This is a genomic window from Actinomadura sp. GC306 (assembly GCF_004348665.1).
Taxonomy (GTDB): Bacteria; Actinomycetota; Actinomycetes; order Streptosporangiales; family Streptosporangiaceae; genus Spirillospora.
Genome location: NZ_SMKM01000005.1, coordinates 20018 through 46981, shown reverse-complemented (window position 1 = coordinate 46981; position 26964 = coordinate 20018). Strand labels below are relative to the sequence as shown.

At 73.4% G+C, this 26964-nt stretch carries 22 protein-coding genes and 1 tRNA gene; 15 read left to right on the top strand and 8 right to left on the bottom strand.

Annotated elements, in window-relative coordinates:
• Positions 1 to 14: 14 nt before the first annotated feature.
• On the bottom strand, positions 15 to 1487 hold the full coding sequence (cysC, locus tag E1200_RS01660) for an adenylyl-sulfate kinase (RefSeq protein ID WP_131949952.1): 1473 nt from the start codon (positions 1485 to 1487) through the stop codon (positions 15 to 17).
• Between the two features lie 118 nt (positions 1488 to 1605).
• Positions 1606 to 2505 carry a class I SAM-dependent methyltransferase gene (locus E1200_RS34590; RefSeq protein WP_243708285.1) on the bottom strand — a complete coding sequence of 300 codons (900 nt, stop codon included), beginning with the start codon at positions 2503 to 2505 and terminating at the stop codon, positions 1606 to 1608.
• Positions 2506 to 2730: 225 nt separating this feature from the next.
• On the opposite strand from E1200_RS34590, the gene mfd reads away from it, so the two are divergent.
• The 6 genes from mfd (at position 2731) to E1200_RS01625 (ending at position 11949) form a co-directional block, all read left to right on the top strand.
• Positions 2731 to 6324, top strand: coding sequence for a transcription-repair coupling factor (gene mfd, locus E1200_RS01650; RefSeq protein WP_131949951.1), 3594 nt, complete (start codon positions 2731 to 2733; stop codon positions 6322 to 6324).
• Positions 6325 to 6385: 61 nt separating this feature from the next.
• Entirely contained in the window at positions 6386 to 7042 is a 657-nt protein-coding gene (locus E1200_RS01645; protein ID WP_131949950.1) for a hypothetical protein, read from the top strand.
• 5 nt (positions 7043 to 7047) lie between these two features.
• Positions 7048 to 8046: a MazG family protein gene (locus E1200_RS01640; protein WP_131949949.1), complete on the top strand. Its 999-nt coding sequence runs from the start codon at positions 7048 to 7050 to the stop codon at positions 8044 to 8046.
• Positions 8047 to 8128: 82 nt separating this feature from the next.
• Positions 8129 to 10639, top strand: a complete 2511-nt coding sequence (locus E1200_RS01635) for a transglycosylase domain-containing protein (RefSeq protein WP_165950156.1) — start codon at positions 8129 to 8131, stop codon at positions 10637 to 10639.
• A gap of 80 nt (positions 10640 to 10719) precedes the next feature.
• Positions 10720 to 11664, top strand: coding sequence for an NADP-dependent oxidoreductase (locus E1200_RS01630; RefSeq protein ID WP_131949948.1), 945 nt, complete (start codon positions 10720 to 10722; stop codon positions 11662 to 11664).
• Between the two features lie 57 nt (positions 11665 to 11721).
• Positions 11722 to 11949 carry a hypothetical protein gene (locus E1200_RS01625; RefSeq protein WP_131949947.1) on the top strand — a complete coding sequence of 76 codons (228 nt, stop codon included), beginning with the start codon at positions 11722 to 11724 and terminating at the stop codon, positions 11947 to 11949.
• Between the two features lie 15 nt (positions 11950 to 11964).
• Here the strand turns inward: E1200_RS01625 and E1200_RS01620 are convergent, their stop codons facing one another.
• Both E1200_RS01620 and E1200_RS01615 read right to left on the bottom strand, forming a co-directional pair.
• Positions 11965 to 13380, bottom strand: coding sequence for a HAMP domain-containing sensor histidine kinase (locus E1200_RS01620; RefSeq protein ID WP_131949946.1), 1416 nt, complete (start codon positions 13378 to 13380; stop codon positions 11965 to 11967).
• 141 nt (positions 13381 to 13521) lie between these two features.
• A complete protein-coding gene (locus tag E1200_RS01615; RefSeq protein WP_131949945.1) occupies positions 13522 to 14460 on the bottom strand; it encodes a sulfite exporter TauE/SafE family protein in 939 nt (312 codons plus the stop codon).
• Positions 14461 to 14698: 238 nt separating this feature from the next.
• On the opposite strand from E1200_RS01615, the gene eno reads away from it, so the two are divergent.
• From eno to E1200_RS01595, 4 genes are read left to right on the top strand one after another with little or no spacing between them, the layout of a single operon-like run.
• Positions 14699 to 15982, top strand: coding sequence for a phosphopyruvate hydratase (gene eno, locus E1200_RS01610; protein ID WP_131949944.1), 1284 nt, complete (start codon positions 14699 to 14701; stop codon positions 15980 to 15982).
• Positions 15982 to 16479 carry a septum formation initiator family protein gene (locus E1200_RS01605; RefSeq protein ID WP_243708284.1) on the top strand — a complete coding sequence of 166 codons (498 nt, stop codon included), beginning with the start codon at positions 15982 to 15984 and terminating at the stop codon, positions 16477 to 16479. Before eno ends, E1200_RS01605 begins: the two co-directional genes overlap by 1 nt.
• Before the next feature lie 24 nt (positions 16480 to 16503).
• On the top strand, positions 16504 to 17100 hold the full coding sequence (locus E1200_RS01600; protein ID WP_131949943.1) for a DUF501 domain-containing protein: 597 nt from the start codon (positions 16504 to 16506) through the stop codon (positions 17098 to 17100).
• Positions 17097 to 18044 carry a Ppx/GppA phosphatase family protein gene (locus E1200_RS01595; RefSeq protein WP_131949942.1) on the top strand — a complete coding sequence of 316 codons (948 nt, stop codon included), beginning with the start codon at positions 17097 to 17099 and terminating at the stop codon, positions 18042 to 18044. Before E1200_RS01600 ends, E1200_RS01595 begins: the two co-directional genes overlap by 4 nt.
• 9 nt (positions 18045 to 18053) lie before the next feature.
• On the opposite strand, the gene E1200_RS34280 is transcribed toward E1200_RS01595, so the two are convergent.
• Complete coding sequence (locus E1200_RS34280; RefSeq protein WP_207933040.1) at positions 18054 to 18878, bottom strand: DUF2510 domain-containing protein; 825 nt, start codon at positions 18876 to 18878, stop codon at positions 18054 to 18056.
• 139 nt (positions 18879 to 19017) lie between these two features.
• Here E1200_RS34280 and E1200_RS01585 point away from each other — a divergent pair, with 139 nt between their 5' ends.
• Complete coding sequence (locus tag E1200_RS01585; RefSeq protein WP_131949941.1) at positions 19018 to 19857, top strand: uracil-DNA glycosylase; 840 nt, start codon at positions 19018 to 19020, stop codon at positions 19855 to 19857.
• On the opposite strand, the gene E1200_RS01580 is transcribed toward E1200_RS01585, so the two are convergent.
• Entirely contained in the window at positions 19854 to 20621 is a 768-nt protein-coding gene (locus E1200_RS01580) for a DUF4232 domain-containing protein (protein WP_131949940.1), read from the bottom strand. The genes E1200_RS01585 and E1200_RS01580 overlap by 4 nt on opposite strands.
• Before the next feature lie 241 nt (positions 20622 to 20862).
• Between E1200_RS01580 and E1200_RS01575 the strand changes: the two genes are divergently transcribed.
• The 4 genes from E1200_RS01575 (at position 20863) to E1200_RS01560 (ending at position 24671) form a co-directional block, all read left to right on the top strand.
• A complete protein-coding gene (locus tag E1200_RS01575; protein WP_131949939.1) occupies positions 20863 to 22224 on the top strand; it encodes an NAD(P)/FAD-dependent oxidoreductase in 1362 nt (453 codons plus the stop codon).
• Between the two features lie 44 nt (positions 22225 to 22268).
• Entirely contained in the window at positions 22269 to 23621 is a 1353-nt protein-coding gene (locus tag E1200_RS01570) for a class I SAM-dependent methyltransferase (protein WP_131949938.1), read from the top strand.
• A 17-nt stretch (positions 23622 to 23638) separates the two neighbouring features.
• A tRNA-Leu gene (locus E1200_RS01565) sits at positions 23639 to 23711 on the top strand.
• Between the two features lie 105 nt (positions 23712 to 23816).
• Positions 23817 to 24671 carry a Bax inhibitor-1/YccA family protein gene (locus E1200_RS01560; protein ID WP_131949937.1) on the top strand — a complete coding sequence of 285 codons (855 nt, stop codon included), beginning with the start codon at positions 23817 to 23819 and terminating at the stop codon, positions 24669 to 24671.
• Between the two features lie 310 nt (positions 24672 to 24981).
• Here the strand turns inward: E1200_RS01560 and E1200_RS01555 are convergent, their stop codons facing one another.
• Complete coding sequence (locus tag E1200_RS01555) at positions 24982 to 25209, bottom strand: DUF4287 domain-containing protein (protein ID WP_131949936.1); 228 nt, start codon at positions 25207 to 25209, stop codon at positions 24982 to 24984.
• 190 nt (positions 25210 to 25399) lie between these two features.
• Complete coding sequence (locus tag E1200_RS01550) at positions 25400 to 26620, bottom strand: acetyl-CoA C-acetyltransferase (protein ID WP_131949935.1); 1221 nt, start codon at positions 26618 to 26620, stop codon at positions 25400 to 25402.
• Positions 26621 to 26964 lie beyond the last annotated feature (344 nt).

The window sequence follows — 26964 nt, the reverse complement described above, 5'->3', positions numbered from 1 at the left end:
TTACGGCCGAGCCGCTACGCGGGCCGCACCCAGCCGCCCTCGACCAGGAGGTCGACGACCTTGCCCACCGCCTCGTCCGGCGTCATCCGGGACGTGTCGAGGGTCAGGTCGGCGTCGTCCGGCTCCTCGTAGGGGTCGGAGATGCCGGTGAACTCGGGGATGAGCCCCGCCCGCGCCTTGGCGTACAGGCCCTTGCGGTCGCGGCGCTCGCACTCCTCCAGCGGCGTCGCGACGTGCACGAGGATGAAGTCGCCCGCGGCCGACACCATCCGGCGCACCTCCGCGCGGGTCGCCGCGTACGGCGCGATCGGCGCGCAGATCGCGGTGCCGCCGTGCCGGGTGATCTCGGCGGCGACGAACCCGATCCGCCGGATGTTGAGGTCGCGGTCGGCGCGGGAGAACGTCAGGCCGGCCGACAGCATCCGCCGCACGACGTCGCCGTCCAGGAGCGTGACCGTCCGGCCGCCGCGCTCGATCAGGGCGTCGGCGAGGCCCCGCGCGACCGTGGACTTGCCCGAGCCGGACAGGCCCGTGAAGAACACCGTGATGCCGCGCGACGGCTTCGGCGGGCGCGCCAGCGCCAGCTCGGCGGCGACGGCGGGCGGGGTGAACCAGTCGGGGACGGGTTCGCCGGCGTCCAGCAGCTCGCCGAGGCGCTCGGGCGTGAGCTCCGCCTTGACGTGGTCGGGCTCGATCCGCGCGAGCGGCCGCCACACCTCCACGTCGGCGTCGTAGGCCCACGGCTCGGGCACGACGACCGGCACCTCGGTGCCCTCGACCTCGCGGTCGGCGAGCAGGTGGGTCGCGCCGTAGGCGGCGGCGATGTGCGCGTGCAGCAGGATCTCCCGGTCCTTCAGTTCGCCGCGCTCGGGCAGCGGGACGGGGATGATCCGGGTCCCGTCCGGAAGCTCGCGGCGGACGCCGAGCAGGGCGCGGACGAGGGAGTCGTCGTGCTCGCCGCCCAGCATCGGCAGCACGAGGACCTCGGCGGCGAGCCGCTCGGCGACCTGCCGGAGCTGGCCGAGCTGCTTGCGGTGCAGGGGTTCGCCGGTCGCCACCGCGAGGACGTTGCCCTCGTGGGGGGCGAGTTCGTCCGGGCGGCGGCGCAGGCTGTGGAAGGGGCCGTGCGCGGGGGCGCGGAGGGCCTCCAGCGGTCCGGCGAGGCGCCGCTCCTTGGTGGTGGGGTCCTGCCACGCCTCGGTCACCCGCAGCACCGCGAGGGGCACGCCCTCCGGGTCCTGCAGGACGATCCGCTCGTGCCCGGTGAGCTCCTCCGGCACCGACAGGGTGACCGGGACCGGCCACGGGGTGCCGTCGGCGAGCCGGCCGCCGGCGATCACCATGGCGGTGTCGTACGAGCCGAGGAACCCGGTCAGCGGGCGGTACACGCCGGCCAGGATCAGCTCCAGGTCGGCGAGCTCCACCGCGTCCGGGGTCCAGGCGGGCAGGTCGCGCAGCGTGTCGGGAAGGCCGGCGTCGGCGGTCACCGCGATCTCCGATCCCGCCCGGCGCGAAGGCCGGGCTGGCTCTGTGTACATGGAGTTTCCGCAGGAAAAATACTTGGCCGCCGGAGTGCCCGCACCTCCGGCCCGCGTGCGGGGCCGGTCAGATGACGCGGGCGAAGCGGTTCTCGGGCTTGCGGATCACGAAGGTGACCTCGCTGTGGTCGGCGGTGAGGCGCCCCCGGCTGAGCGCCGCCACCAGGCGGCACAGCAGCTCGGCGGGGCCCGTCCCGGCCCCGAGCGCGTCGATGGCCTGCCGGGAGGTGTACTCCTCGGAGATCACCAGCCCCCGCATCACGCAGTACCACTGGATGCCCGAGCGGGACGCGATCCGGTCGTAGGTCGCCGGGGGCGGGGCCGTCCGGACCACCGGCCGGGGCGGCCGGCTCTGCGCGGGCCGGGCACGGGTCCCGGCGCGGGCCTCCGCACGGGCTTCCGTGCGGGCCTCCGCACGGGGGCCGGGTGGGGAACCGGCGGCGCCCTCGGCGGCCGGCCCGGGGACGCGGGCGTGCGCGCCGCGCGTCCCCCGGCCCGGCCTGGCGCGCCTGCGGCGGCGCCCGGAGGCGTGCATCCACCGCGGGAGCACCCGGTCGAGGAAGCCGTAGGCGGTGTTGCGGTCGCGCATGTGGACCAGCAGCAGCCCGCCGGGCTTCAGCGCGGCGACGAACCGGTCGAGCACCAGCTCGGCGTGCGGGACGCGTTCGACGAGGTAGGAGGCGTGGACGATGTCGTAGGTGCGCGGCGGCAGCGGGACGGTGCGCAGGTCGCCGAGGTGCCAGGCGTCCAGGTCGGGGCGCTCGCAGGTGTAGGCGCGCAGTTCGGGGGACTCCATGTCGACCCCCGTGAGACGATGCGGGCGGTCGCCCAGGTCGAGGCCCGTCCCCCAGCCGCAGCCGGCCTCCAGGATGTGGATCCGCTCCAGCGGCCGCTCCAGGGCGTACTGGCGGGCGCGTTCGGAGAAGAGATCGCCATCGCTTACCGGCGGTGTACGCAGATCGGTCACAACTTCGCAGCGTAATCGCCCGATCGCGCTCCGTCCGCTATTTGCCCGTTCCCGGTCTCGATCGTGTCGCGCCGCTCGCCTCGCGCCGGGTCCCCGCCGGGTCGCCGTGCCGGATTCGGCGGCTCCCGCGGGCGCGTACCCTGGTACCCGTGCCGGGGTCCGCGGGATTTCCGGGTTTTCGGGCTGCCCTGCCTCGGGGTTGCATTGCTTTAGTTGCGGGCGAAAATGACGCTTTCTGGACTTGTTGACCTTGCGTGCACCGACCCCGGTCTGGAGCGCGCCCTCGAACGGGCGCGCGTGGACACCGAGGTCGTCGCGCCCCCCTCGCTCTGGCCGATCCTCGCCGCCGCGCTGAGCCGCCGGGTCCGCGCGGCCGGCGGCGGCGCGGTGCTCGCGGTGACCGCGACGGGCCGCGAGGCGGAGGACCTGACCGCCGCGCTGTCCAGCCTGCTCGACCCCGGCCGGGTGGCGCACTTCCCGGCGTGGGAGACGCTGCCGCACGAGAAGCTGTCGCCGCGCTCGGACACCGTCGGGCAGCGGCTCGCGGTGCTGCGCCGCCTCGCCCACCCGGACGCGGCGCACCTGGACGCGGCCGGGACCGCCGCCGGCAAGGGCGGCGCGCTGGACGTCGTCGTGACGCCGGTCCGCGCGGTGCTCCAGCCGATCGTGTCCGGGCTGGCCGACCTGGAGCCGGTGCGGCTGGTGTCCGGCGCGGACGCCGACATGGACGGCACCGTCCGCGATCTGGTGGACGCCGGGTACCACCGCGTCGACCTGGTGGAGAAGCGCGGCGAGATCGCGGTGCGCGGCGGCATCCTGGACGTGTTCCCGCCCACCGAGGAGCACCCGCTGCGGGTCGAGTTCTGGGGCGACACCGTCGAGGAGATCCGCTACTTCAAAGCGGCCGACCAGCGTTCGCTGGAGGTCGCGCAGGACGGGCTCTGGGCGCCGCCGTGCCGGGAGCTGCCGCTGACGGCGCGGGTGCGGGAGCGGGCGCGGGCGCTGGCCGCCGAGCACCCGGCGCTCGGCGAGATCCTCACCCGGATCGCCGACGGGGACGCGGTCGAGGGCATGGAGGCGTTCTCGCCCGTGCTCGCCGACGACATGGAGCTGCTGACCGACCTGCTGCCGGACGGGTCGGCGCTGCTGGTGTGCGAGCCGGAGCGGATCCGCACCCGGGCGGCCGAGCTCGTCCGGACGAGCCAGGAGTTCCTGGAGGCGAGCTGGGTCAACGCGGCCGCCGGCGGCGAGGCGCCGATCGACCTCGGCGCCGCCGCGTTCCGCTCGCTGGACGACGTCCGCGCGCACAGCACCGAACTGGGGCTGCCGCGCTGGAGCGTGACGGCGCTCAACCCTGGAATGCGCGGCGAAGCGAGCACCGGGGGGCCCGGGGGGTCGTCCCCCCTGGAAGAGGCCGGCGAGGCGCTGAACCTCGGGGTGCAGCCGGCGGAGGCGTACCGGGGCGACACCACGCGCGTCTTCGGCGACCTCAAGGGCTGGATCGACGGCGGCTGGCGCGTCGTGCTGGTCACCGCCGGGCACGGGCCCGCCGAGCGGCTCGTCCAGCTCGTCGGGGAGGAGGGCCTCGGCGCGCGGCTCACCGTCCTCGGCGCGCCGCCCGAGCCGTCCCTGGTGTCGGTGACGACCGGGCTGCTGGAGAACGGCTTCGTCTGGGAGTCGGTCAAGCTGGCGGTGCTGACCGAGACCGACCTGTCCGGGCAGAAGTCGTCGACCAGGGACGCGCGGCGGATGCCGTCGCGGCGGCGCGGCGGCATCGACCCGCTGCAGCTCAAGCCGGGCGACTACGTCGTCCACGAGCAGCACGGCGTCGGCCGGTACGTGGAGATGGTCAGCCGGACGGTGCAGGGCGCCACCCGCGAGTACCTGATCCTGGAGTACGCCAAGAGCGACCGGCTGTTCGTCCCGACCGACCAGCTGGAGGAGCTGACCCGGTACGTCGGCGGGGAGGCGCCGAGCCTGCACCGGCTCGGCGGCGCCGACTGGCAGAAGGCCAAGTCCCGCGCCCGCAAGGCCGTCAAGCAGATCGCCGGGGAGCTGATCCGGCTGTACTCGGCGCGGATGGCGAGCCCCGGCCACCCGTTCGCCCCCGACACCCCGTGGCAGCGGGAGCTGGAGGACGCGTTCCCGTACGTGGAGACGCCCGACCAGCTCGCCGCCATCGACGAGGTGAAGGCCGACATGGAGCGGCCGGTGCCGATGGACCGGCTGATCTGCGGCGACGTCGGCTACGGCAAGACCGAGATCGCGGTGCGCGCCGCGTTCAAGGCCGTCCAGGACGGCCGCCAGGTCGCGGTGCTGGTGCCGACGACGCTGCTGGTGCAGCAGCACATGTCGACGTTCAGCGAGCGGTTCGCGGCGTTCCCGGTCACGGTGAAGCCGATCAGCCGGTTCCAGTCCGACGGGGAGATCGAGGAGACGCTGCGCGGGCTCGCGGACGGCACCGTGGACGTCGTCGTCGGCACCCACCGCATCCTGTCGGCGCAGACCAGGTTCAAGAACCTCGGCCTGGTGGTCATCGACGAGGAGCAGCGGTTCGGCGTCGAGCACAAGGAGGAGCTGAAGCGGCTCCGGACGCAGGTGGACGTGCTCGCGATGTCGGCGACGCCGATCCCACGGACGCTGGAGATGGGCCTGACCGGCATCCGGGAGATGTCGACGATCCTGACCCCGCCGGAGGAGCGGCACCCCGTCCTGACGTTCGTCGGCCCGTACGAGGAGAAGCAGATCGCCGCGGCGATCCGCCGCGAGCTGCTCCGCGAGGGCCAGGTCTTCTTCGTGCACAACCGGGTCCGCTCGATCAACAAGGTCGCGGCGAACCTGGCGAACCTCGTCCCGGAGGCGCGGATCGGCATCGCGCACGGCCAGATGAACGAGGGCGAGCTCGAAAAGGTCATGGTCGACTTCTGGGAGAAGAACTACGACGTGCTCGTCGCGACGACGATCGTGGAGTCCGGGCTGGACGTGCCGAACGCCAACACGCTGATCGTCGACCGCGCCGACATGTACGGGCTGTCGCAGCTCCACCAGCTGCGCGGGCGGGTCGGCCGCGGCCGGGAGCGGGCGTACGCGTACTTCCTGTACCAGCCGGAGCAGCCGCTGACCGAGACCGCGCACGAGCGGCTGTCGACGCTGGCGCAGCACACCGAGATCGGCGCCGGCATGTACGTCGCGATGAAGGACCTGGAGATCCGCGGCGCGGGCAACATCCTCGGCGCCGAGCAGTCCGGGCACGTCGCGGGCGTCGGGTTCGACCTGTACGTCCGGATGGTGGGGGAGGCCGTCCAGGAGCTGAAGCAGGGCGGCCGGGAGCCGGAGACCGTCGAGACGAAGGTCGAGCTGCCCGTCGACGCGCACCTGCCGCACGAGTACGTGCCGGGGGAGCGGCTCCGGCTGGACGCCTACCGCCGCATCGCCGCGATCACGTCCGAGGACGAGATCGGCGCCGTGCACGACGAGCTGAAGGACCGGTTCGGGCCGCTGCCGGTGCCGGTGCTGAACCTCCTGGAGGTGGCGCGGTTCCGGGCGAAGGCGCGGCGGGCCGGGCTCGCCGACGTGACCGTCCAGGGCAACTTCATCAAGTTCTCGCCGGTGCACCTGCCCGATTCCAGGCAGGTCAGGCTGCAGCGGCTGTACCCGAAGAGCATCCTGAAGCCCGCGACCGACACGCTGCTGGTGCCCGCGCCGAAGACGGCGCCGATCGGCGGCCGGCCGCTGCGCGACCAGGAGCTGCTGCGCTGGGCGACGGACCTGGTGGAGGCCCTGTTCCTGGAGACCGCACCAGGCACCGCCGCGCGGTAGTGTCGGGCGCGTCTCCCGAGCCCGGCCGATCAGATGGGAATCCTCCGTGTTGGGTAAGTCCGTGTTCGGTAAGTCCGTGAAGGTCGCGGTGGCCGCGGTGGTGGCGGCCGGCGCGCTGGCCGGCTGCGGCGGCACGCCGAAGGCGGGCACCGCCGCCCTCGTCGGCGACGACCGCATCACCGTCTCCGAGCTCAGCCAGGACGTCCGCGACTGGCGCGAGCAGTTCCGGGCCGACCCGGTCGCCAACGAGATGCGTGCGAACCCGGCGAACCCGGCCCGCCAGCTCGGCGCCGACTCCGAGTCCGACGTGCGCGGCGCGCTCACCCTGCTGATCAACTTCCGGGTGGCCGAGGAGGTCGCCGACGAGGCCGGGGTCGAGATCACCGGCGGCCGGGTCGACCAGGCGGTCGAGGGCCTGAACCGGCAGGGCGGGGCCGAGTCGATCACGCTGGCGAGCGGGCTGCCCCGCGACCGCACCCGCGACCTGGCGCGCCTCGTCGCCACCCAGGCCGCGGTGATGGAGCGGTTCGGGGCCGACTTCACCGACCGGATGAACCCCGCGACGCAGCGGGCGGGGCAGCAGTGGAACGAGCTGTTCCGGCGCACCGCGGACGGGATGAAGATCGAGATCAACCCGCGCTACGGCAGCTACGACCCGGGCAAGTTCGAGATCAACCCGGCCGAGCACCGCCTGTCCAAGCCCGACTCGGGTATCTGACGCGCATGGGCCTGACACTGCTGGCGACCACGCACCGGGTGGCGCCGGGGCTGCTGACCTTCCGTGCCTGGGACGCGCTGCGGTCGGCGTCGTCCGTCCGGCTGCGGGACGGGCACCCGCTGCTGCCGTCGCTGCGGGACGCGGGCGTCGTCCCGGAGGTGGTCGCCGAGCCCGACGCGTCCCTGCTGGTCGCGGACGCGCGGAACGCCGGCGTCCTCTGGGTGGCCGCGCCGGACGGCGACGAGCCGCTGATGCGGGAGATCGGCGCCCTCGTCGTGGACGACCCCATCGACGTCGAGGTGCTGCACGGGTCCTACGACCTGCCCGGCGCGCGGCTGCTCGACCTCGTCTCGGTGATGGACACGCTGCGCCGCGAATGCCCGTGGGACCGCAAGCAGACGCACACGACCCTCGTCCCGTACCTGCTGGAGGAGGCGTACGAGGTCCTCGACACCGTCGAGTCCGGCGACTTCGGCGCGCTGCGCGAGGAGCTCGGCGACGTGCTGATGCAGGTCGCGTTCCACTCGGTGGTGGCCGCCGAGCGCGACGACGAGACGGCGTTCACGATCGACGACGTGGCGGGCGGGATCGTCGACAAGCTCGTCCGCCGCCACCCGCACGTCTTCGGCGACGTGGCGGTCTCCGGCGCCGACGAGGTCAACGCCAACTGGGAGCAGATCAAGGCGGCCGAGCGGGCGGCGAAGGGCGGCGCGGAGGCGTCGGCGCTGGACGGCGTGCCGATGGGGCAGCCCGCGCTGTCGCTGGCCGCGCAGCTGCAGCGCCGCGCCGGCCGGCTGGCCGCGCCCGCCGAGCTCGCGGACGATCTCCCGGCCGGGCTGCCGGCCGACCGCGGCGCGGACGGCGGTGAGCTGGGCGCGCGGCTGTTCGCGCTGGTCCGGGAGGCGGCGGAGCGCGGCGTCGATCCGGAGGCGGAGTTGCGGGCGGTTTCCCGGGTATTCCGGGACCGTGTCCGATCCTGGGAGCGAAAAGCGCCGAACGCCTGAAACGCCGGGTGGGCATGGCGTTACGAACCGGGACATCGGGGATGGGGTGGCCGGGCCGGGGGCGCACGTTTACGCTATGCCCGTGCCGACTGGGGCTGAAGGTGACGATCCGGACGTAAGAGACGACGTTGGAGACGACGTCTCCGGCGATCCGGCGGAGGCGCGCGGCCCGGGGCGGCCCCGCAGGTTCTTCAGCGGTTCGACGACCCGCGCGGAGAAGGCCCGCGCGGTCCGCGGCCTCGGCGCGCTCGGCGGGCTCGCCGGTTTCATCGTCGCGCTGATGCTGCTGCCCACCGCGTGCACCGCGGGAGTCGGCGCCCGCGACACCGCGGACTGGTTCAGCACCGAGCCGGACGGGCTCTCGACCGCGGGCGTCCCGCAGCGGTCCCGGGTCCTCGCCGCGGACGGCCGCACCATCGCGACGTTCTTCTACCAGAACCGGGTCGACGTCCCGATGGAGAAGATCGCGCCGGTGCTGCGCAAGGCCGTCCTGGCGATCGAGGACAGCCGGTTCTACGAGCACGGCGCCATCGACGTGCAGGGCACGCTGCGCGCGCTCGCCAGCAACGTCAGCAGCGGCGAGGTGACGCAGGGCGGCTCCGGCATCACGCAGCAGTACGTGAAGAACCTGCTGCTCACCCAGGCCGACTCCACCGAGGAGCGCGAGGCGGCGAAGGAGATCTCCGCGGCGCGCAAGATCCGCGAGCTGCGGTACGCGGTCGCGATCGAGAAGCGGTTCCCCAAGGAGGAGATCCTGCGCCGCTACCTCAACATCGCCTACTACGGCGACGGCGCCTACGGGATCGAGGCCGCGTCCCGGCACTACTTCTCCAAGCACGCCTCCGAGCTGGACCTCGCCGAGGCGGCGCTGCTCGCCGGCGTCATCCGCTACCCCTACGCCTACGACCCGACCAGGCACGCCCGCGCCGCGAAGGATCGCCGCAACGTCGTCCTGGACCGGATGGCCGAACTCGGCTGGATCGACTCGGCGGAGGCGGAGAAGACAAAGCGGCAGCCGGTCGAGCTGGACGTCCAGCACACGCGCAGCGGCTGCGTGGCCAGCGAGGCGCCGTTCTTCTGCGACTACGTGCAGCGCGAGATCCTCAACAACAAGGTCTTCGGGAAGACGGTGAAGGAGCGGGAGGAGCTGCTCAAGCGGGGCGGGCTCACCATCCGCACCACGCTGGACCGCCGCGCCCAGAAGGCGGCGCGCAAGGCCGTGCTCGCCTACGTCCCGGCGAAGAACTCCGCGCACAAGGCCGCCGCGGAGGCGATGGTCGAACCGGGCACCGGGGAGATCAAGGCGATGGTCGTGGGCCGCGAGCTCGGCCCGGACGGGGAGCGCGGCAAGACCTGGATCAACTTCGCCGCCGACGCCAGCCACGGCTCCAGCATCGGCATGCAGGCCGGGTCCACGTTCAAGGCGTTCACGCTGGCCGCCGCGCTCGACGAGGGGATGCCGTTCGGGACGCGGCTGATGGCGCCGGAGAAGTACACGCCGACAGGGTTCCGCAACTGCGAAGGCGAGAACGTCGGCGACCCGTCGGCGTCGCTGGGCAACGCCGCCGACGGCGAGGGCGGCCGGACGTTCAGCCTCGTCACCGGCACCCACAACTCCGTGAACACCTACTTCCTGGCGCTGCAGAAGGAGGTCGGCCTCTGCGACACCGTCAAGATGGCCGAGCGGCTGGGGATGCGGCAGGCGAACGGCAAGCCGCTTGAGCAGTTCCCCTCGTTCACGCTCGGGTTCAACGCCGTGTCGCCGCTGCGCCTCGCGGCGGCCTACGCGGCGTTCGGCGCCCGCGGCGAGTACTGCGAGCCGATCGCGATCAAGGCGGTCACCGACGCGTCCGGCAAGAAGCTGAAGGTCCCGCCGCGCAAGTGCGAGCAGGTCCTCGACAAGGACGTCGCGGACGCCGTCAACCACATCCTCAGCGGCGTCCTGACCAAGGGCACGGCGCGCGGCCTGGGCCTCGGCCGCGACGCCGCCGGCAAGACCGGCACCGTCGACAACTTCTCCGCCGCCTGGTTCGCCGGCTACACCCCGGACCTCGCCGCGGCCGTATGGGTCGGCGACCCCCGCGGCGGCTACCGGTACCCGATGACGAGCCTGTGCCTGGACGGGCGCTGCTACGGCTCGGTGTTCGGCGCGACGATCCCCGCGCCGATCTGGCAGCGCAGCATGCTCGGGGCGCTGAAGGGCACGGACGCGACGTCGTTCCACCGGCCGCCGTCCTTCTACTTCAGCCGCGGTTCGGGCGAGGACCGCGTCAAGGTGCCGGACGTGCGCGGCATGGACCTCGACGACGCCGTCGCCAGGCTCCGCGCCGCCGGGTTCACCACCGATGTCGGCGAGCGCGTCCGGTCCCGCCGGTACGAGCGGGGGACCGTGGCGGAGATGTCGCCCGGCCCCGGCTCGGTGGAGCCCGGGACGACGATCACGCTGCGCCCCAGCGCCGGCCCCGGACCCGGCGGGGACGACGAGGACGACGAGCGCCGCCGCCCGACCCTGCCGCCGGACATACCGCTCCCGACCAACACCCCCACGCTGCCGCCGCTCCCCGGCGATCCGGCAGGCCGGGCCCCCGCGTAGTACCACTGACCTGTGTGATCGTCCGCGGCCCGGGTAGATCAACGGCGGGGTGTTGTTGAAGTATCGGGGGACGAAACGTCATGCAAGCCATCGCCGTGTCCGAATACGGCGCCACGCCGGCGCTGATGAACCTGCCGCGCCCGGAGCCGGGACCGGGCGAGATCCTCGTGCGGATGATCGCGGCCGGGCTCAACCCGATCGACTGGAAGATCGCCGACGGGATGCTCAAGGACTCCGCCGACGCGCCGTTCCCGCTGATCCTCGGCCGGGACGGCGCCGGGGTGGTCGACGACGTCGGCGAGGGCGTCACCCGGCTCCGGCACGGTGAGCAGGTCTACGGGTGCTTCGGCGGGGTGGACCGGGGGCTCGGCTCCTTCGCCGAGTACGCCGTCGCCCGCGAGGACGGACCGGTCGCCCGGATGCCGGAGGGAATGCTGTACACGGAGGCCGCGGCGGTGCCGACCGCGAGCATGACCGCGCTCGCCATGGTGGAGGCCGCCGGGATCGAGGAGGGGCACACCGTCCTGGTCGTCGGGGCGACCGGCGGCGTCGGGCAGGGCCTGGTGCAGCTCGCCGCCCGGGAGGGCGCCAAGGTCATCGCCACCGCCCGCGACGACATGGCCGGGACGATGCGCCGCCTCGGCGCGGACGCGACCGTCGACCACACCGAGGACGACCTCAACCGGCAGGTGCTCGGCGTCCACGTGGACGGGATCGACGCCGTCCTCGACGTGGTCAGCGACACCGGCGCCACCGAGGGCATCGCGCAGCTGCTCCGGCCCGGCGGGGTCTACGTCAGCACCACGTGGTCGGTGAACCCGGACGCGATGGAGGACAAGGGGCTGCGCGGGATCAACCTGGAGGCCGAGCCGTCGGCCGGGATGCTGGAGCGGCTGTCCGACCTCATCGACGCGGACGGGCTGCGGGTCTCGATCGAGCGCGAGGTCCCGCTGGCGGACGCGCCGGAGGCGCTGGCCGACAACCGGGCCGGCGGCGCGCGCGGCAAGACCGTGCTCCGCATCTGAGCCGCCGGGCGGGTGAGGACCGCGAAATCGCGGGCATTGCCATCGCGAGGAGGTCACATGAACCAGAGCATGAGCCAGGCCGGTGACGACGAGGGCCGGGAGCGGCTCCGCGAGATCGACGAGACCCTCGACCGGCTCCGCTCCGAGGTCCCCGAGCCGTCCGACGACCCGACGGACTTCGTGGACTCCGGCCAGTACCTGACCGCGCGGCAGGAGCTGGAGGGCCAGATCGAGCTCCTGGAGTCCGAGCGCGAGCGGCTCCGCGGCCGCCTCGGCGACTCCTGACCCGGCGGCCCGGGGCTACTGGGGCAGCCGCAGGACGAAGCGGGCGCCGGCCCGGCCGTCGGAACGGTCGGTGAGGATCAGCGTGCCGCGGTGCGCCTCGGCGATGTCGCGGGAGATCGCCAGCCCGAGGCCGGTCCCGCCGGCGTCGCGGTGCCGGCCCTGGGCGAGCCGGGTGAACCGCTCGAACACCCGCTCGCGGTCCTCGGGCGGGATGCCGTTGCCGTCGTCGATCACCTCGACGACCGCGGTGGCGGGCGGTTCGGGCCGCAGCACCACCGTGACCTCGCGGTCGGCGTGCCGGTCGGCGTTGTCGATGAGGTTCCGCAGCAGCCGCGACAGCTCGCTGCGTCCGCCCTGCACGGTCACCGACCCCTCGGCCAGGACCGTCACCTGGGTGCGGCGGGGGCGGGTCAGCACCTCCTGGTCGGCCAGTTCGCTGAGGTCCACCGCCTCGCGTTCGAAGTTCCGGTCGGCCTCCAGGCGGGCGAGGGCGAGCAGGTCGTCGACGACCGCGGTGAGCCGGTCGGTGTTGTCGAGGATGGCCCGCAGCGCCTCCGGCGAGGTGGTGTCCTCGGGCGCCGACAGCGCCAGCTCCAGCTCCATCCGCAGCGCGGCGAGCGGGCTGCGCAGCTCGTGCGAGACGTCGGTGACGAACCCGCGCTGCCGCGCGACGGCCTTCTCCAGCCGGTCGAGGGTCGCGTTGATGCTCTCGGCCAGCAGCCCCACCTCGTCGCGGCGGGCCGGCTGCGGCACCCGGCGCTCCAGGTCGGTGGCGGTGATCTCGTCCAGTTCGCGGCGGATCGCGCCGACCGGCCGGAGCGCGCGGGACGCCGCCGCCCACGTCGCGTAGGCGACCAGTCCCGTGATGACCGGGACGCCCAGCATGAGCAGCAGCGCCGCGAGCGGCCGGGGGAACAGCCCCGGCACCGGGGCCAGCGAGTAGACGAACATCGTGTCCCGGCCCATGCCCACGCGGTACTCGACGATGAGGAAGCAGTCCCCGCCGGGCGCGTCGACCTCGCAGCTCTGCCCGTCGCGGCGGTCGTCGGTCGACGGCGGCGAGGGGAACCGGACCGGCGGGCGTCCCGCCATCGCCGGTGTGGCGGCGACCACGCCGCCGGCCAGGTCCACCACCTGCTGGAGTTCGCCGCTCGGCGCGGCGATCCGCTCCCGCAGCAGGCCCGCGTTGACCACGGTCACCGTGCGGCGTCCCTCGCGCGCCGTCTCCCGCGTGGCTTCGGCGATCGCCTGCTGCCTGACCAGCGCGAGCAGCGCGAAGCACAGCGCCGTGGACAGGATCAGGGCGACGAGCGCCGACGTCATCGTCACCCGGATGCGAATCTCCGGGTGCCGCAGTACCGCCCGCCAGATCCAGCGGCTCAGACCCGCCGTTCTGGGCCGGTCACCTATGACGACCTCCCGGAGACGCATTTGCAGGTTCCCGTGGTTTCTTGCCGGAACGGGGCAAACACGACCGTGGGTGCCGGGTAAAGGATCGTCCATGCCCGGCCCCCGCCGGGCATGGACGATGAGGGGGCGGTGCGGTCCGGTGCCGGTGCGCCGGACGGCGGGTCAGCCGGCGGTGGGGGCGGCGGCCTTCCCGGCGTCGGGGGCGGCGTCGTCCCCGTCCGCCGGGGGGTCGGTGATGCGCTCGGCGAGGTGCCGCCGGATCGAGTAGGTCAGCGCCGCCGCCCAGATGGCGTAGATGGCGGCGTAGAAGACCCACCGGACGCCTTCCGAGGCGTCGATCCAGTCGCTGCGCAGCAGCGTGCGGGTGTTGGTGAGGATGATCACGCCGCCGACCGCGCTGCCGAGGACGCGCGGCGGGATGTGCCGGACGAGCCACGCGGCGATCGGGGCCGCGATCAGGCCGCCGATCAGCAGCGCGGCCACCCAGGTGAAGTTGACGCCCTCCGAGCCGATGCCGATGAGGAAGCCGATGCTGGCGGCCACGGCGATGAGGAACTCGCTGGTGTCGATGGAGCCGATGGTCTTGCGCGGCTCCAGCCGTCCGCTGGCCAGGATGGCCGGGGTGCCGACGGGCCCCCAGCCGCCGCCCCCGGTGGCGTCGACGAAGCCGGCGACGAGGCCGAGCGGGCCGAGGAACCGCTTGCGCAGCGGCCTGCCGAGCCGGTCGGTGCGGATGCCCCGGAGGGTGAAGCGGACGAGGATGTAGGTGCCGAGCGTGAGCAGGATGATCGCCATCACCGGCCCGGCGGCCTCGGTCGACAGCCCGGACAGGAACGTGGCGCCGGCGAACGCGCCGACGCTGCCGGGGATGCCGATCTTGGCGACGACGCGCCAGTCGACGTTGCCGAACTTCCAGTGGGAGGCGCCCGACGCGAGCGTGGTCCCGATCTCGGCCAGGTGGACGGTGGCGGACGCGGCGGCCGGGTTGGTGCCGATGGCGAGCAGCAGCGTCGTCGAGGTGACGCCGTAGGCCATGCCCAGGCTGCCGTCGACGAGCTGGGCGCCCAGGCCGACCAGGGCGAGCAGGACGAGTTTTCGCACGGGTTCACCTCGGGAGGTGCGGCAGGAAAAAATCCCTACCAATCTGGTTTGGATACTTGGTTAGTAGACAATATAGGAATTACGCACGTCAAGTCGCTCCATCGGCCGGGCCGCGACAACTTCACGGCGAATCCGGGCAACGGGCGTGCCCGGTGAGCGGCGTGCGCGCGGCGCGGATAGGCTCGGTGCTCGCACGAGACCGCTGAAACAGACCACTCGCACCACCAGGGGGTTCCCCGTGTCGTCGATCGAGGCCGTACTCGCCCGCGAGATCCTCGACTCCCGCGGCAACCCGACCGTCGAGGTCGAGGTCCTGCTCGCCGATGGGACCGAGGCGCACGCCGCCGTGCCGAGCGGAGCCTCCACCGGCCAGTTCGAGGCCGTCGAGCTGCGCGACGGCGGGGACCGCTACCTCGGCAAGGGCGTCCGGGACGCGGTCAGGGGCGTCAACGAGACCATCGACGAGAAGCTCGTCGGCTACCCCGCGTCCGACCAGCGGCTCATCGACCAGCTGCTCATCGACCTGGACGGCACGCCCGCCAAGTCGGCCCTCGGCGCCAACGCGATCCTCGGCGTCAGCCTGGCCGTCGCCAAGGCCGCCGCCGACTCCGCCGGCCTCCCGCTGTTCCGCTACGTGGGCGGCCCGAACGCGCACCTGCTGCCCGTCCCGATGATGAACATCCTGAACGGCGGCGCGCACGCCGACACCAACGTCGACGTCCAGGAGTTCATGATCGCGCCGATCGGCGCGGCCACGTTCGCCGAGGCGCTGCGCTGGGGCGCCGAGACCTACCACGCGCTGAAGTCGGTGCTGAAGTCCAAGGGCCTGAACACCGGGCTCGGCGACGAGGGCGGGTTCGCGCCCGAGCTGCCGAGCAACCGCGACGCGCTCGACCTCATCATGGAGGCGATCCGCAAGGCCGGCTTCACCCCCGGCCGCGACATCGCGCTCGCGCTGGACGTCGCCGCCACCGAGTTCCACGCCGACGGGCAGTACACGTTCGAGGGCACCAAGCGGAGCGCGGACGACATGGCCGCCTACTACGGCGAGCTCATCAGCGAGTACCCCCTGGTCTCCATCGAGGACCCCCTCGACGAGGAGGACTGGACCGGTTGGGAGGGCCTCACCGCCGCGGTCGGCGACCGCGTCCAGATCGTCGGCGACGACCTGTTCGTCACCAACCCCGAGCGGCTGGACCGCGGGATCAAGTCGCGCGCCGCCAACGCCCTGCTGGTCAAGGTCAACCAGATCGGCACGCTCAGCGAGACGCTCGACGCGGTCTCGCTCGCGCAGACCAGCGGGTACCGCTGCATGATGAGCCACCGGTCCGGCGAGACCGAGGACACCACGATCGCCGACCTGGCCGTCGCGACCAACTGCGGCCAGATCAAGACCGGCGCCCCCGCGCGCAGCGACCGGGTCGCCAAGTACAACCAGCTGCTGCGCATCGAGGAGCTGCTGGACGACGCCGCCCGCTACGCCGGCGCCGCGGCGTTCCCGCGCTTCGACGCGCAGGGCTGATGGCGCGGGGCGGCGACCGCCGCGCCGGCGGCCCCCGCGGCGGGGCCCACGCCGGGCCGCACGAGGGGCCGCACGAGGGGCCCGGGGACGGCGCGGACGGCCGCGCGGACGGCATGCGCCGGGGCAACCCGGCGCTCACCAGCCGTGCCGCCATCCTCGCCGTGGTGGTCTGCGCGATCGCGCTGAGCCTGGCCTACCCCGTCCGGGAGTACATCGCCCAGCGGCAGGAGATCGCCGAGTTGCGGCAGAAGGAGGCGGTGGCCCGTCGGCAAGTGGAGATCCTCGCCCAGCGCAAGCGGCAACTCGGCGACAAGTCGTACATTGAGCGTGAGGCGACGCGAAGGCTCCACTACTGCCGTCCTGCCGTAAAGTGCTACATCGTGCTGGACGGTGGCGGGGACGGCGACCGGCAGGCGCACAAGGGCGGCCCGACGAGCAGGCCGCCGTGGTACGAGATGCTGTGGCGGTCGGTGGAGGCGGCCGACCGGCCACGCTGACCCGTCCGCGGGTGGGGACGCAGAATGAAGGAAGCAGGTGACCGGGCCGCGGTGGCGGACGCTGACAGGGCGGCGGTCGCGGCCCAGCTCGGCCGGGAGCCGCGCGGCGTGCGCGCGGTGGCGAGCCGCTGCCCGTGCGGGCTGCCCGCCGTGATCGAGACGGCCCCGAGGCTCCCGGACGGGACGCCCTTTCCCACGCTGTTCTACCTGACCTGCCCGAAGGCCGCCTCGGCCATCGGGACCCTGGAGGGAAGCGGTGTCATGCGGGAGATGCAGGACCGGCTCGCCGCCGACCCGAAGCTGAGGGCCGCCTACACCGCGGCCCACGAGGACTACCTCCGCCGTCGCGGCGAGGCCGCCCGCGAGGACGGCATCGAGCCGCTGCCGGAGGGCATGCAGAGCGCGGGCGGCATGCCCGAGCGCGTCAAGTGCCTGCACGCCCTGATCGCGCACGAGCTGGCGGTCCCCGGGATCAACCCGTTCGGGCGGGAGGGCCTGGAGGCGCTCCCCGAGTGGTGGCGCTCCGGTCCCTGCGTCGAGGCCGGTTCCGGTGCGGGTGCCGACGCGGATGCGGGCACGGATGCGGGCACGGACGATGACGATGCGGGGGAGGCCCGGTGACGCGCGTCGCGGCCATCGACTGCGGGACCAACTCCGTCCGCCTGCTGATCGCCGACATCGTGCCCGGCGAGGCCGGCGGGACGCTCACCGACGTCGAGCGCCGGATGGAGATCGTCCGGCTCGGCGAGGGCGTCGACGAGACCGGGCGGCTGTCGCCCGCCGCGCTGGAGCGGACCTTCGCCGCGATGCGCGGGTACGCCGGCCTCATCGAGCGGCACGGCGCGCTGGCCGGGCACGGCCCGGTCAAGACGCGCGTCGTGGCGACCAGCGCGACCCGCGACGCGGAGAACCGGGCCGACTTCGTCAGCGGCGTCGTCGACATCTTCGGCGTCGTCCCCGAGGTGATCAGCGGGGACGAGGAGGCCGAGCTGTCGTTCGCCGGCGCCACCCGGGAACTCGCCGCGCTGCGCCCCGCCCGCCCCTACCTGGTGGTCGACATCGGCGGCGGGTCCACCGAGTTCGTGCTCGGGAGCTCCGCGGCCGACGCCGCGCGCTCGACCGACATCGGCTGCGTCCGGATGACCGAGCGGCACCTGCGCGGCGACCCGCCGTCCCCGCAGCAGATCTCGGGCGCCGCGGCCGACATCGACGCCGCGCTCGCCGCCGTCCGGGAGACCGTGCCGGTGGACGAGGCGCGCACGCTCGTCGGCCTCGCCGGGTCGGTCACCACGGTCGCCGGGATCGCGCTCGACCTGCCGGAGTACGACCCGTCCCGCATCCACCTGTCGCGGATCACCGCCACCCAGGTGCACGACGTGACGCGGCGGCTGCTGCACGCCACTCGCGCCGAACGCGCGGAGATCGGGGTCATGCACCCCGGCCGCGTCGACGTGATCGGCGCCGGCGCGCTGATCCTGGACCGGATCATGCGGGAGTACGGCTTCGGCGCGGTCGTCGTCAGTGAGCACGACATCCTGGACGGGATCGCCTGGTCCCTGCTCTGACCGGCCCGTTCACCGCGTCGGCTCCCGGAGCCGGGCCAGCAGCGCCGGGATCAGCACCGCGTTCGGGTTCTGCTGCGGGACGTAGAGGATCGGCGAGGAGCTGCTGGACTGCTGGATCCACACCCGGCCGCTGTCCACGGTCGCGCCCGCGATGGCCGACCAGCTCAGCGACACCCGGTTGCCGCGGACCCCGCCCGGGTGGAACGTCAGCCCGTGCGCCACGTCGATCGACTCGCCGGCCCGCACCCGGCCCGCCAGCTCCGCCACGAGCCGCGGCTCGGCGTACTCCTGGCACAGCTGGATCAGCCGCCCCCACACCTGCTCGGGCTCGCCGGGGCCGGGACCCGGGCCGGAGCCGGGGCCGGGCGCCTGCGCGGCGGGGGACAGGGCGCCGGGTTCGATGACGACCTCGACCCGGGGCCCGGAGCGGAACGGGTGGCGGCCCGCCTGGAAGATCCACTGGGTGCCGGGGCCGTGGCCGTATCCGGCCGGTCGCTGCGCCGCCCAGTACGCCACCCACTCCACCTGCGGCCAGCCCAGCGAGGCGTCCCCGTAGGCGACGAGCCGGTCGTCGGCGTGGAGGTGGAGGCCGTGCACCCGGACGCCGAGCGGCTGGACGGCGGGCCGCGAGTCCCAGCTCGCCCGCTGGGCGTGCGGCGCGGCGTGGGCCGCCGCCGGGACCTGCTCCTCGTGCACCGGCCGCTCCGGGCGGGGGAGCCGCACCCGCGGCGGGCCGGCCGGCTCGGGGTTGAGGCGCTCGGTCCAGCTCCGCCCGTCCCACCAGCGCAGGCTGCCCGTGCCGTAGGGGTCCGGATACCAGCCCGGTTGCGACACTGCCTGCCTCCGCTTCGCCCTCGGCGTGCGCCGGACACCCGCGTCCCCGACCGGCGAACGCATCGTACCGATACCGCCCGGTAAAGCAGAGGTATGGGCGGAACCCGGCCACCGCCCGTGGCGTGCGACGATCGGTGGTATGCCGACCGCCAACGCCCCCTTCGTGCCGCCCGGTTCCGGATGGCCGGAGGACCCCGCCGCCCCGGACACGCCCGTCGCGCACGGCACCGGCGACGTCGTCGAGCTGGCCGCCGGGGCGCCCGGCCTGGACGAGCTGTCCGCGCGGCAGTCGGTGTGCCGCGCCTGCGACCGCCTCGTGGAGTGGCGGGAGAAGGTCGCCGTCCAGCGGCGCAGGGCGTTCGCGGACGAGGAGTACTGGGGCCGTCCCATCGCCGGATGGGGCGACCCGGAGCCGCGGATCCTGATCGTCGGCCTCGCCCCGGCCGCGCACGGCGGCAACCGCACCGGCCGCATCTTCACCGGCGACCGCTCAGGGGACTGGCTGTTCGCGTCGCTGCACCGGGTGGGACTGGCCGCGCTGCCGACCAGCGTGCACGCCGGTGACGGGCAGCGGCTGATCGGCGCCCGGATGGCGGCGACCGTCCGGTGCGCGCCGCCCGACAACAAGCCGACGCCGCTGGAGCGCACGACCTGCCTGCCGTGGCTGGCCCGCGAGGTCGAGATGGCGGCGCCGAGCGTCCGCTGCATCGTGTGCCTCGGCGGCTTCGCCTGGCAGGGCGTGTGGCCGGCGCTGAAGCAGGCCGGGTACGGGGTGCCGCGCCCCCGGCCGAAGTTCGGCCACGGCGCCGAATGCGAGCTGGCGCCGCCGCCGCCCTCGGACGTCCGCGGCGCCGCGGCCCGCCGCGACCCGGTCCTGCTGCTCGGCTGCTACCACCCGAGCCAGCAGAACACCTTCACCGGCCGCGTCACCGAGGACATGCTCGACGCCGTCTTCACCCGCGCCCGCGACCACCGCTAGTGGCCGGGCGCCGTGCTCGTGAAGGGGGTGAGCCAGATCCTGCCGTGGTGGCAGACCGGGCCGTGAGTCCAGGACACCGTGTGAGGCTCGGTCTGGTACAGCGTGTAGACCCGCAGCGTGGTCGGGGTGGGCTGGCAGGGGCTGCCCTCGTCAGCGGCGTGCTCCGACGTCCAGTGGAGCCGTGCGTAGGCCCGGTCGTGGCCCCGGAGCGTGACCGTCTGGGCCGTGCCGTTGTGCTCGACACTCGACTCGAGGAGCCCGCTCGCGTTGAGGAGCTGAAGCCTGGCGAAGTCGCGGAGGTTGCACGTGGTCCTGGACGTGTTGGTCATGACGAGCGTCACGTAGCGGTTGGTCTCCACGAAGCTCCGGTCGATGAGGTACGCGTTGAGCGTGCCCCTGGTGCAGAGCGGATAGTCCCCGCCGCCGGCCCCGCCGCCGTCTCCGCCGTGGCCGTCTCCCGGTGCTTCACCGGTCGGCGTGCCGGTGGGGGTTCCCGTCCCTGATCCGTCGCCGGTTCCAGTGCCGCTTCCGTCGCCCGTTCCCGTTCCCGTTCCGGTGCCGGGGGCGCCGGCGGAGGGTGAGCCCTCGGCGGGCGCGCCGGTTCCCGCGTCCGATCCGGCGGTTCCGGCCGTCGTCGACGTGGTCGGTGTCGCCGAACCGCCGGCCTCGGACGCGGCGGGCCCCGCGGTCCCGGTGAGGCCGCATCCCGTGAGCGCCGCCGTGACGGCGGCGGCGGCCAGTGTCCCCCAGATGATCCTTGGCATTCGAGTCCCCATCCTCGCCCTTCCCCGTTGAACACGAAGACGGCGGGAAAGGGCCTGGCCGAGCGACCCGGGCGGCCGGCCGTCCCCCGGCCGGCCCGCCGTCCGGGCCGCTTGACGCCCCCGTCGGGCCCTGTTCCGCCGTCTTTGCGGTGATACATCGAGTGAGATGCCGGGCCGCCCGGGGAAGTTCATGATTCGGGCGAAGTGGTGAACCGGCCGCTTATCCGGGTACCGCTCCGACATGCCTTCCGAGCGCACCGCGGACTCCGCGAAGCACATCCTGATCATCGGCGGCGGGTACGTCGGCATGTACACGGCGCTGCGGCTGCAGAAGAAGCTGCGCGCCGAGATGCGCCGCGGCGAGGTCGCCGTCACCGTCATCGACCCGCAGTCCTACATGACCTACCAGCCGTTCCTCCCCGAGGCCGCGGCGGGGAACCTGGAGCCGCGCCATGTCGTGGCGTCACTGCGGAAGGTCCTCAAGCGCTGCAACATCCTGAACGGGTCCGTGACGCGGATCGACCACGCCTCCAGGCGGGTCACGGTCCGGCCCGCGGGCACGAAGACCGCCGGGGTGCCCGAGCGCGAGATCGGCTACGACATGCTCGTGGTCGCCCTCGGCTCCATCTCGCGGACGCTGCCGATCCCGGGGCTCGCCGAATGCGGGATCGGCTTCAAGACCGTCGAAGAGGCGATCTTCCTGCGCAACCACGTCCTGCACCAGCTCGACATCGCCGCGTCCAACGCCGGCGACGCGGAGACCAGGAGGCGTGCGCTCACGTTCGTCTTCGTGGGCGGCGGGTTCGCCGGCGTCGAGGCCATGGCCGAGCTGGAGGACATGTCCCGGGACGCCTGCAAGTGGTACCCGTCGATCGACCCGGAGGAGCTGCGCTGGCTGATGGTCGAGGCGACCGACCGGATCCTGCCGGAGGTGGGGCCGGAGATGGGCCGCTGGACCGCCGAGGCGCTGCGCCGCCGCGGCATCGAGGTGAAGATGGAGACGCTCCTGAAGTCCGCCGAGAAGCGGCACATCGTGCTCAGCGACGGCGACGAGTTCGACGCGGGGACGCTGGTGTGGACGGCCGGGGTCAAACCGCACCCCGTCGTCCGGGAGAGCGACCTGCCGGTGGACGACAAGGGCCGCGTCAAGGTGACCCCCGAGCTGACCGCCGAGGGGCTGGAGCACGTCTACGCGGCGGGCGACAACGCCGCCGTCCCCGACCTCACCGAGGCCGGGGAGTTCACCGCACCGAACGCCCAGCACGCGGTCAGGCAGGCCAGGCGCCTCGGTGACAACATCGTGGCGGATGTGCGCGGAAAGCCGCGGAAGGCGTACGCGCACCGCTACGTCGGCTCGGTGGCGGGCCTCGGCCTGCACAAAGGCGTGGCCAACGTCTACGGGATCAAGCTGCGCGGCCTCCCGGCGTGGTTCATGCACCGCACCTACCATCTGTCTCGGATGCCGACCGTCAACCGCAAGTTCCGGATCACCGTGGACTGGACCCTCGCCTTCTTCTTCCAGCGCGAGATCGTCTCGCTCGGTGAGCTGGAATCGCCCCGCTTCGAGTTCGAGCTCGCGGCCGGCCGGCGCCAGGACCTGTGAACGCGTGACGGGCCGACGTCGCCCGCGAAGGAGGCGCCCTCACCATGCACGACGGAGACGCCACCTGGGATGAGGCGCAGGCGGAGCTCTCGGAGGCCCCGCTCGCCGATGCGCGAGCGGCGGGCGGTGTCGCCGCCCGGCTGGTCCCGCTGCTCACGAAGATCATGCTGGGCGGGGAGCGGGAGACCGCGGACGACCTGCCGGTCCGGGTCCGCGCCTGGGACGGCAGCGCCGTCGGCCCGGCCGGGGCCCCCGCGTTCGTGATCCGGCACCGGCGGGCGCTGCGGCGGCTGCTGTGGAAGCCCGGCGAGCTCGGCTTCGTCCGCGCCTACGTCGCCGGCGAGCTGGACATCGAGGGGGACGTCTTCGCCGCGCTCGACGCCGTCCAGGAGGTGATGGGCGGCGGTGCGGGGCCGATCCGGCTGAGCGGCGACGACAAGCGCGACATCGTGCGCACCGCCGTCACCCTCGGCGCGGTCGGGCCCGAGCCGAAACCGCCGCCCGAGGAGACGGCGCCCGGCCGCGCGGTGCGGCCCGGCGGCGGGCAGCCCGGCCGTCCCGGGCCGATGCGGGAGCCCACCGCGTTCTTCGCCCGCGTCTTCGGGGACGGGCTGCCGCACGGCACCGCGCTCTGGGACGGCCGGGCGGCCGACTTGGGCACGGCCCAGTCCGCCGCCCACGAGGCCATCGCCGAGCGGCTCGGGCTGTTCCCCGGCGCCCGCGTCCTCGACCTCAACTGCGGGTGGGGCGCGTTCGCCCGGCACGCGGCCGTCCGGCACGGCGCCCGCGTCGTGGGCCTGACGCGCACGGCCGACCAGGCGGCCCACATCCGCGCCCTCACCGACGCTTCCGGCGGCGGCGGTGTCGAGGTCCGCGACTGGGACCTGTCCGAGGCGGGCGACGGCCCCTACGACGCGATCGTCGGCATCGCGGACGCGGCGCCCGTCGACCGTCCCGCGGCCCGGTTGCACGAGCTGCTCGCACCCGGCGGCCGGCTCCTCCTGCAGCAGCCCGTGGGCCGCCCCGGCCCGCACCGCGCCCGGCGCACGCTCACCACCGGCTACCTGCTCCAGGACGAGGGCGAGCCGCGGCCCCTCGGCGCCCTCGTCGACGAACTGGCGCAAGCGGGGCTGGAAGTGCGCGCCGTGACGACGTTGCGCGAGCACCACGAGCGCACGCTCCGGGCATGGGCCGCGGCGCTACAGCACCACTGGACCGAATGTGCGGAGCTGGCCGGACCCGGCCGGGCGCGGGTCTGGCTGCTGTACCTCGCCGCGTCCGCACTGGCCTGCGAGAACGGCCGGGCGGGTCGGTACGAGATCCGCGCGAAACGCCGTGTTTCAGGGGGTTCTGGCGTCCCGGTCCCGCCCGCGGAACCCCGCGTGGCCGGGCCCTGACTCGATATGATGACGCCGCCCCTGTAGCCCAATGGCAGAGGCGGGCTCCCTAAAAGAGCCATCGTGTCGGTTCGAGTCCGACCAGGGGCACAGACGATTCTTCTACCCAGCCCGCGCCGGGCGGGTTCCCGCTGATCACGCAGGGCCGTTCCCGCATAGAATGGACGGCCAGGTCGGCCGAAAGTGGAGGGCTCTATGGAGAGCAGGAACCCGGCGTTCCGGGGCAACGCCTTCAATCAGCGGGCCGGAGGTGCGGCGTACGGAGCGCCCGGTCACGGCGCTCCGGCGTACGGCGCCCCCGGCCAGGGCGCACCCGGATACGGCGCACAGCCGTACGCCGGTCAGGGGCCGGGCTACGCACCGCCCGCCCCGACCAGGCCCATGACGCTGGACGACGTCGTCGTCCGCGGCTTCATGGCGCTGTTCACCCTGGTGCTCACGGCGGCCGTGGCGTGGGTGCTCGTCCCGCCGAGCCTCACCGTTCCGGTCCTCGTCGTGGCGCTCATCGCCCAGATCGGCATCTGGGCGTTCATCACGTTCGGCCGCAAGGCCAACGCCCCGATGGTCCTGGCGTTCGCCGCGGTGTACGGCGTGCTCGTCGGCGTCATCAGCCACGCCTACAACGACCTGTACCACGGCGTGGTGTTCCAGGCCGTGATCGGCACCGCGCTGGCGTTCGCCGCCACGCTCGCCGTCTACGCGCTGCGCATCGTGCGGGTCACGCCCAAGTTCGTCCGGTTCACCATCGCGGCCGGCGCCGCGCTGATCGCGCTCATGCTCGTCAACATGGTGATGTACATGTTCGGCAGCGACGACGGGCTCGGCATCCGCGACCCCGGCAACCCGCTCGCCTACGTGTTCAGCGTCGTCGCCATCCTCGTCGGCTGCTTCTTCCTCCTGCTGGACTTCGACTCCATCGAGGAGGGCGTCCGCAGCGGCGCCCCGGAGAGGTTCGCCTGGTACTGCGCGTTCGGGCTCGTGCTGAGCCTGGTCTGGATCTACCTGGAGATGCTCCGCCTGGTCAGCTACCTCTACGCGGGCAGGGACTAGCGCCGCACGGCGCACCCGCCGCATTGATCAGCACGCGTTGATCAGCACGCATTGATCAGCCCCACGCCGGACGGCGTGGGGCTGATCTGTTGCGGGATCTCTGCGCCGGGGTCGTGGCGCGGCTCGGCGGCACGACTGCGGGGGCGTCCGTCGGCGGGATCCCGCCACGTCCGGGTGACCGTGGCTTGTATGAAGTTCTGCTCCGGCGGGCCGTCCGCGGCCCCGGCGGGTGGCCGGTCGGCGGGACGTCGGGCCGGGCGGGTCGTCCGCGGCGCCGCGCCGGAGACCGGCGGCGGGCGGACGGGACGGCTCAGTAGTGCCGTTCGCGGCGCGTGCGCTCGTGTTCGCGCACCAGCGCCGAGGCGTAGCCGTGGGAGAGGTTGTGCTCTTCGGCCAGCCAGTGGCTGCGCTCCTCGCAGCGGGTGAACGACGGGCCGTTCTCGATGGCGGTGAACCACTCGGGGATGTCACGTCCTGTGACTTGCGGAATGCGGGCGATCAGCTTCGTGTGCGTCTCCGGCGAGTGGCTCAGTGACAATTGGCACCTCCAGGTCGCGGGGCTCTTCCTGCTGACTCTGCAACAGGAAACCGCACGTGACAACCCCCTAACGCCGACCTATCCATGACGTAACGTAGATCGTCGATAACGGGGAACATCCCCGGAAACGCGCAGGTGGCGCCGCACGTCCGCCGCCCCGGCCCGGGGCGGCGGACGATCCGCGCGAATGTCAGGAAAGGCGCTCCAGAATCATCGCCATTCCCTGGCCGCCGCCCACGCACATCGTCTCCAGCCCGAACTGCTTGTCGTGGAACTTCAGGCCGTTGACGAGCGTGGAGGTGATCCGGGCGCCGGTCATCCCGAACGGGTGGCCGACGGCGATCGCGCCGCCGTTGACGTTCAGCTTGTCGAGGTCGATGCCGAGGTCCTCGGCGGACGGCAGCACCTGCGCGGCGAACGCCTCGTTGATCTCGACGAGGTCGATGTCGTCGATGGTCATGCCGGCCAGCGCCAGCGCGCGCCGCGACGCCTCCACCGGGCCGAGGCCCATGATCTCGGCGGACAGGCCGGTGACGCCGGTCGACACGATGCGGGCCAGCGGGGTGATGCCGAGCTCGGCGGCCTTGGTGTCGCTCATGATGATGACGGCGGCGGCGCCGTCGTTCAGCGGGCAGCAGTTGCCGGCGGTGACCGTCCCGTCCGGCCGGAACACCGGCTGCAGCTGCGAGACCTTCTCGTAGGTCGTGCCGGGCCGCGGGCCGTCGTCCTTGGCCACGACGCTGCCGTCCGGGAGCGTCACCGGGGTGATGTCCTTCTCCCAGAACCCGTTGGCGAGGGCCTTCTCTGCGAGGTTCTGCGAGCGGACGCCGAACTCGTCCTGCGCCTGCCTGCTGACCCCGCGCAGCCCGGCGACGTTCTCGGCCGTCTGGCCCATCGCGATGTAGATGTCGGGGAGGTTGCCGTCCTCGCGGGGGTCGCGCCACACGGGCGCGCCGCCCTCGCCGGCCTTCGCGGTGCGGGCCTGGGCCTCGTCGAACAGCGGGTTCTGCGTGTCGGGCAGGCCGTCGCTGCTGCCCTTGGCGAAGCGGCTCACGGTCTCGACGCCCGCCGACACGATCACGTCGGCCTCGCCCGAGCGGATCGCGTGCAGCGCCATCCGGGACGTCTGCAGGGACGACGAGCAGTACCGGGTGATGGTGGCGCCGGGCACGTGGTCCCAGCCCATCAGGACGGACACCACCCGGCCCATGTTGTAGCCCTGCTCTCCACCGGGCAGCCCGCAGCCGAGCAGCAGGTCGTCGATCTGGCTCGGATCCAGCTGCGGTACCTGCGCCATCGCGGCGGTGACCATCTGCACCGTGAGGTCGTCGGGCCGCATGTCCTTGAGCGACCCCTTGAAGGCGCGTCCGATCGGCGAGCGCGCGGTTGCGACGATGACTGCCTCGGGCATTGCGGGTCTCCTGTCTCAGCGGCCGTGCGGTGTTACGTTACTCACCGGTCACCGGCAAATCTAACCGCCCGCGCGTGTCCGCGTACATGTGCCCATGCCCAGTCCTGGCGGGGCATGCGGTGGCCGGCCCGCACACCGACCTGCGGATTTCCCGGGCAGGTGGTGACAGCGGACCCATGCGGCCGGGCGCCCGGTCCCGGGACCCTGGACGCCACGCCGCCGGGCCGGCCGCCGCAAGCGCGGGCGGCGGCCGGCCCGGGGCGGACGAGAGGACGGCCGGGGCTCGTCACCGGTGACCGGACGGGCCCCGGTTCTCTTCCTCCCGGGGGCTCCGTTGTGCGCAG